General features: G+C 75.5%; 6 protein-coding genes. 4 read left to right on the top strand and 2 right to left on the bottom strand.

Going from position 1 to position 5851, the window contains the following annotated elements; all coding sequences use genetic code 11:
- A partial coding sequence (locus GTR00_RS12815) for an MATE family efflux transporter (RefSeq protein WP_166612000.1) occupies positions 1-922 on the bottom strand: 922 nt, incomplete at its 3' end.
- 388 nt (positions 923-1310) lie between these two features.
- Here GTR00_RS12815 and GTR00_RS12810 point away from each other — a divergent pair.
- From GTR00_RS12810 to GTR00_RS12795, 4 genes are all read left to right on the top strand, one after another.
- Complete coding sequence (locus GTR00_RS12810) at positions 1311-4004, top strand: replicative DNA helicase (RefSeq protein ID WP_166611999.1); 2694 nt, start codon at positions 1311-1313, stop codon at positions 4002-4004.
- A 191-nt stretch (positions 4005-4195) separates the two neighbouring features.
- Positions 4196-4513, top strand: a complete 318-nt coding sequence (locus GTR00_RS12805; RefSeq protein ID WP_166611998.1) for a hypothetical protein — start codon at positions 4196-4198, stop codon at positions 4511-4513.
- A 10-nt stretch (positions 4514-4523) separates the two neighbouring features.
- Positions 4524-4679, top strand: coding sequence for a hypothetical protein (locus GTR00_RS12800; RefSeq protein ID WP_166611997.1), 156 nt, complete (start codon positions 4524-4526; stop codon positions 4677-4679).
- A 36-nt stretch (positions 4680-4715) separates the two neighbouring features.
- Positions 4716-5063, top strand: coding sequence for a cupin domain-containing protein (locus GTR00_RS12795; protein ID WP_166611996.1), 348 nt, complete (start codon positions 4716-4718; stop codon positions 5061-5063).
- Positions 5064-5088: 25 nt separating this feature from the next.
- On the opposite strand, the gene GTR00_RS12790 is transcribed toward GTR00_RS12795, so the two are convergent.
- Positions 5089-5841: a putative protein N(5)-glutamine methyltransferase gene (locus GTR00_RS12790; RefSeq protein WP_240900047.1), complete on the bottom strand. Its 753-nt coding sequence runs from the start codon at positions 5839-5841 to the stop codon at positions 5089-5091.
- Positions 5842-5851 lie beyond the last annotated feature (10 nt).

The raw sequence follows: 5851 nt of genomic DNA, 5'->3' as shown, positions 1-5851 counted from the left end.
GCACGGCGCGGGCCACCGTGGCGCGCGCCCCCGCCACGTCCCCGGCGCCCAGGAAGCGCCCCACCAGGGCCTGCGCGGCGATCGCCAGGGCGTCCAGCGCCAGCGCCGTGGTCGTCCACACGGTCGTGGCGACCTGGTGGGCGGCCAGGCCCGAGTCGCCCTGCGCGGCGGCCACGTACGTCGTCAGCAGCAGCGCCACCCGCAGCGTCAGGGTGCGCACCAGCAGCGGCACCCCCGCGCGGGCGCTGCGCAGCACCCCCAGCGGGTGCGGGCGCACCGGGGCGCCCGTGCGGCGCACCCCGCGCAGCACCACCACCGCCAGCACCACCGCCATCAGCACCTGCGTGGCGGCGGTGCCCGCCGCCGAGCCCGCGACGCCCAGGCCCAGCCCGTGCACGAGCAGCAGGTTCAGCGCGACGTTCAGCGCGGCACCGGCACCGGCCACCACCAGGGGCGTGCGCGTGTCCTGCAGGCCGCGCAGCACCCCGGTCGCCGCGAGCACCACGAGCATCCCCGGCAGCCCCCACAGGCTCACCCGCAGGTAGGTGAGCGCGAAGGGGCGCGCGGCCGCCGAGACCCCCAGGGCGTCGACCACCGGGCCGGCGGCGGCGTGCACGAGCACGGCGGTGACGACCCCCAGGCCCAGCGCCAGCCACACCCCGTCCACCCCGGCGGCCAGCGCCGAGCGGACGTCGCCGGCGCCCAGGCGGCGCGCGACGGCCGCGGTGGTGCCGTAGGCGAGGAAGACGAACAGGCTGACGGCCGTGCTGAGCACCGCGCCGGCCACGCCCAGCCCGGCCAGCGGCAGGGTGCCCAGGCGCCCCACGATCGCGGAGTCGGCCAGCAGGAACAGCGGCTCGGCCACCAGGGCGCCCAGCGCGGGCAGGGCCAACCGGACGATGTCGGCGTCGCGCGCGCCCACCTGGAGCAGCCCGACCGAACCGTTACCGGACCGAAACCCCACCGTCGCCCTCCCGTCGTCCGGGTGGATTTCTCCTCCACACCGCGTGCACAGCATCGTCGCAGGTCAGAGGCGGTGCGAGGCCCTCGGGGGGTGCAGATCCGCGAGTTGTCCCCAGGGTTGTCCACCCCCTGTGCACCACGACCCCCAGTTCGTCCACAGGTTGTCAACCGACCTGTGCACAGGCCCGTTTGACCGTGGGCGCCCCCGTGCGCGAAGGTGCCTGGACCGCGGTGTCGGAGCCTCCCGGTGGACCCCGGTGGACCCCGCTCGCCAGCGGTGGTGGTGCCGGTGGACGGCCGCTCCAGCGGCCCGTGGCCGGCTGTTCGGGGAAGAGGGGCGCGACAGCGTGACGACGTTCGACGACGCGCCGGCCCAGCGCAGCGGCTCCCGCGGCACGCGGCGCGGCGGCGACCGCGGGCCCGAGGTCGGCGGCGAGCAGTTCGACCGGATGCCCCCGCAGGACATCGCCGCCGAGCAGGGCGTGCTGGGCGGCATGATGCTCTCCAAGGACGCCATCGCCGACGTCGTGGAGGTCCTCAAGGGCCCCGACTTCTACCGCCCCGCCCACGAGCTGATCTACGAGGCGGTCCTCGACCTCTACTCGCGCGGCGAGCCCGCCGACCCCGTCACCGTCTCCGCGGAGCTGACCAACCGCAACGAGCTGGCCCGCGTCGGCGGCACCCCCTACCTGCACGACCTGATCTCCACGGTCCCCACCGCCGCCAACGCCGGCTTCTACGCCCGCATCGTGCGCGAGCGCTCCGTGCTGCGCCGCCTCGTCGAGGCCGGCACCCGCATCGTGCAGATGGGCTACGGCGCCGACGGCATGGACGTCGACGCCATCGTCAACGCCGCCCAGGCCGAGGTCTACTCCGTCACCGAGAAGCGCGTGAAGGAGGACTACGCCGTCCTCGGCGACGTCATCGAGGGCGCCATCGACGAGATCGAGGCCAGCTCCCACCGCGGCGAGGGCATGGTCGGCGTCCCCACCGGCTTCGCCGACCTCGACGGCCTCACCAACGGCCTGCACCCCGGCCAGATGATCGTCATCGCGGCCAGGCCCGCCGTCGGCAAGTCGACCCTGGGGCTGGACATCGCCCGCGCGGCCTCCATCAAGCACGGCCTGGCGTCGGTGATCTTCTCCCTGGAGATGGGGCGCAACGAGATCTCCATGCGCCTGCTGTCCGCCGAGGCGCGCATCCCGCTGCAGAACATGCGCAAGGGCACCATGCGCGAGGACGACTGGACGAAGCTGGCGCGCACCATGGGCTCGATCTCCGAGGCGCCGCTGTACATCGACGACTCGCCGAACATGTCGCTGATGGAGATCCGCTCCAAGTGCCGGCGGCTGAAGCAGCGCGCCGACCTCAAGCTCGTCATCGTCGACTACCTGCAGCTGATGACGTCGGGCAAGCGGGTGGAGAGCCGCCAGCAGGAGGTCTCGGAGTTCTCCCGCGCGCTGAAGCTGCTCGCCAAGGAGCTCGAGGTCCCCGTCATCGCGCTCTCGCAGCTGAACCGCGGGCCGGAGCAGCGCACCGACAAGAAGCCCCAGATGAGCGACCTGCGCGAGTCGGGCTGCCTGACCGCGGAGACCCGTGTCCTGCGGGCGGACACCGGCGCCGAGACGACGATGGAGGAGCTGTTCGCCCTCCAGGCGCGCGACGTGCCGGTGTGGGCGCTGGACGACTCCCTGCGCTACGTCCGCCGCCACCTCACCCACGTCTTCCCCACCGGTGTGAAGCCGGTGTTCCGGCTGCGCCTGGCCTCCGGCAAGGAGGTCCGCGCGACCGCGAACCACCCCTTCCTCACCTACGGCGGCTGGAAGCCGCTCGGGGAGATCGGCAGCGGTGACCGCCTCGCGGTGCCCCGTCACGTGCCGGGCCCGGAGCGCGTGGGCACCTGGGAGGACGACCGGGTCCTGCTCCTGGCGCACCTCCTGGGGGACGGCTCGTCCGTGCGCCGCCAGCCGCTGCGCTGTGCGAGCGTCGACGAGGCCAACCTCGCGGCGGTCACCGCGGCGGCGGCGTCGGCGTTCGGCATCACCGCGGTGCGCGACCAGCACCCCGCGGCGCGCTGCACCACGCTGCGCCTGCCCGCGCCGCACCCCCTGACCCGCGGACGGGGGAACCCGATCGCGGAGTGGCTCGACGACCTGGGCCTCCTCGGACTGCGCAGCCACGAGAAGTTCGTGCCCGCCGAGCTCTTCCACCTGCCCAAGCGGCAGATCGCCCTCTTCCTCCGCCACGTCTGGGCCACGGGCGGCTCCGTCACCGTCAACGCGGCCGGACGGGGTGGGCGCGTCCACTACGCCGCGACCAGCCGCCGCCTCGTGGACGACCTGTCGAGGCTGCTGCTGCGCTTCGGCATCTCCACGAGGGTGCGCCGAGCTGCCCCGAAGGCGTCCTACCGCCCCGGCTGGACGCTCGACGTCTCGGGCGTGGACGACCAGCGCCGCTTCCTGCAGGAGATCGGGGTGCACGGGGCCCGAGGTGCGTCCGCCGAGCGCCTGCTGCAGGTGGTCCGCGACCTCAGCGGCAACCCGAACGCGGACACCGTGCCGCGGCAGGTGTGGGACGACGTGCGGCGCGTCCTCGTGGAGAAGGGCACGACGCACCGGGAGCTCGCGGCGGCGCCGGGCACGCAGTCCCGCGGCAGCACGGTGCGGGAGCACGCGCCCTCCCGTGCCCGCCTCTCCCGGGTCGCCGAGGTGCTCGACGACGCCGACCTGGAGGTCACGGCCGTCAACGACGTCCTGTGGGACGAGGTCGTGGCGATCGAGCCGGACGGCGAGGAGCAGGTGTTCGACGCCACCGTCGCCGGTGGGCACAACTTCGTCGCCAACGGCATCGCGGTCCACAACTCCATCGAGCAGGACGCCGACATGGTGATCCTGCTGCACCGCGAGGACATGTACGAGAAGGAGTCCCCGCGCGCCGGTGAGGCGGACTTCATCGTCGCCAAGCACCGCAACGGCCCCACCGACACCATCACGGTGGCCTTCCAGGGCCACTACTCGCGCTTCGTGGACATGGCGACCTGACGCACCGCCCGCGCGCCGCGGCGGCACGGACCTGCCAGGACGGCACGGACCTGCCGGGTGCGCTCGGCGCGGGGCGGCGGGGCCCGTCGGCGTGGGAGCCTCCTGCCGTCGTCGACCGGTGGACCGCGCGCCGCTGCCCACCGGTCCGGCACCGACCGCAGAGCCGCCCCGTCCCGACCGGAAGGACCCCCGTGAGCGTCGCCGGCACGTGGAACCTGACCATCGCCACCCCCGTGGGGGAGCAGCGCACCACCGTGGAGCTCACCGGGGAGGGCGCCGACCTGCGGGGCGTGGCCCGCCTGGACGGCGGCGACGTCGCCCTGAAGGAGGTCGCCCTGCGCGGTGAGCGGCTGACCTGGAAGCACTCGATCACCCGGCCCCTGCGGCTGAGCATCGCGTTCGACGTGGTGGTGCGCGGCGACGAGATGGAGGGCAGCTCCAAGGCCGGGGTGTTCCCGAGGTCCCGGGTCACCGGCCGGCGCGTGGCGCCGGCGCAGCCGGTGCTCTGAGGCGGGTCGCGTGCCCGGCGGGGACACCGGCGGGGACACCGGCGGGGAGGGCGGGGAGGCCGTCTGCTGGCTGGAGCGCGTGTGCCCGGGGTGCGGGGCGCTGCGCGAGGGGCGCGAGGACGCGCCGTGCGCGGCGTGCGGCGCGCCGCCCGGCGCGACAGACTGATCCGACCGGGCCCGACGGAGAGCTGGGAGGACGACCGTGGTCGATCTGCGTGGTGCCGCCGAGGCGCACCTGGAGGCGGCCCGCGCCTCCGCCCACGGCCGCAGCGCCGAGCTGCTCGTGCACGACAACCGGCTGCGCCAGACGGTCATCGCCCTGACCGCGGGCAACCACCTCGGCGAGCACAACGCCCCGCACGCCGGGAGCCTGCACGTGCTCACCGGGCGGGTGCGCCTGGGCGGTGCCGCGGGCGCCGGGGACGTCGAGGTCGGCGGCGGCGAGCTCGTCGTGACCACCCACGAGCGCCAGAGCCTGGAGGCGCTGGAGGACTCGGTGTTCCTCTACACCACGGTGACGGGCCTGACCGCGGAGGACCGCGCCGTCTGAGCGGTCCGCTCAGCGGGTGGGCCCGTCAGCGGGCGGGTCGCCGCGCCACCAGCGCGGTGGTGTCGCCGTCCTCGTCGGTGGCGGTGCGCGCGTCCAGCCCCGCCGCCCGCGCGGCGCGCAGGGCCGCGGGCGCCTGCCGCTGCTCCACCTCCACCAGCAGGGCCCCGCCCGGGCGCAGCCAGCGCCCGGCCCCGGCGATGACGCGGCGCGCCACGTCCAGGCCGTCGGCGCCGCCGTCCAGCCCGGCCAGCGCCTCGTGCTCGCGCGCCTCGGGCGGCAGGAGCGCCACCTGCGCGCTGGGCACGTAGGGCACGTTCGCCACGACGACGGCGACCGCGCCGAGCAGGTGCCCGGGCAGCGCGTCGAACAGGTCGCCCTCGTGCACGTGCGCGCCGGGCAGGTTGGCGCGCGCGCACCGCACGGCGGCGGGGTCCAGGTCCGCGGCGTGCACGGTCAGGCCGGGCACGCGCGCCGTGAGCGCCGCCGCCAGCGCGCCGGTGCCGCAGCACAGGTCCACCAGCACGTCCCCGCCGCGCAGGTGCGCGGCGGCGAGGTCGACGAGCAGCTCGCTGCGGTGCCGCGGGACGAACACCCCGGGTTCGACGACCAGCCGCACCCCGCAGAAGCGCGCCCAGCCCAGGACGTGCTCGAGGGGTTCGCCGGCGACCCGGCGGGCGGTGAGCGCGTCCAGCTCGCGGGGGTCGGCGGTGGCGGCGCGCAGCAGGTCCGCCTCCCGCTCGGCGAACACGCACCCCGCGGCGCGCAGCCGCCGCACCAGCCCGTCGTCC

Origin of the sequence: Kineococcus indalonis (genome assembly GCF_009906395.1) — a bacterium.
GTDB lineage: Bacteria > Actinomycetota > Actinomycetes > Actinomycetales > Kineococcaceae > Kineococcus > Kineococcus indalonis.
This window is presented reverse-complemented; position numbering and strand designations above follow the sequence as displayed.